This window comes from Vibrio sp. 704 (assembly GCF_033339295.1).
Genome location: NZ_JAWOUH010000601.1, coordinates 1 through 630, shown reverse-complemented (window position 1 = coordinate 630; position 630 = coordinate 1). Strand labels below are relative to the sequence as shown.

Annotated in this window: 1 protein-coding gene; it reads right to left on the bottom strand. The window is 48.3% G+C overall.

Translation table 11 applies throughout. From position 1 onward, the window contains the following. On the bottom strand, window positions 1–630 hold a 630-nt coding region (udp, locus tag R7R24_RS27985; protein WP_318120339.1), incomplete at both ends, for a uridine phosphorylase.

Here is a 630-nt window from a genome sequence, read left to right as displayed (position 1 = left end):
ACTACAACTTTAATTGAGCGAGCTTCCGTTTCTTTCAGTGTTGAATGATCTGGAATCTCTTTTTGTGTACGGTTGATGATTACACCCGCCACACAACCTGCTTTCAGGCCAGAGCTTGCACACATGGTAAGTAGCGTTGCTGATTCCATTTCGAAGTTCAGCACGCCCATGTCTTGCCACTCTTTCATAGAGCCTTGGAAACGCTTCACAACACGACCTGTGAATGTGTCGTAACGCTCTTGACCTGGGTAGAAAGTGTCACTTGAAGCAGTCACACCCATATGAACTGTTGCACCAGATTCTTCAACTGCTGCTTTCATCGCTGTCGCAACATCAAAGTCTGCAACTGCTGGGAATTCCATTGGAGCGAAGTGTAGGCTTGCACCATCTAGACGAACAGAACCCGTTGTCACGATCATATCGCCTACGTTTACGTGTGGTTGAATTGCACCAGTCGTACCTACGCGTAGGAATGTGCGAACACCAAGCTGTGCTAACTCTTCTACTGCGATAGAGGTAGATGGACCACCGATACCTGTTGAACAAACCACAACTGGCTTACCGTCTAGTTCTGCGCGGTAAAGCGTGTATTCGCGGCGACTTGCTAGGAGTCCTGGGTTTACCATGTGT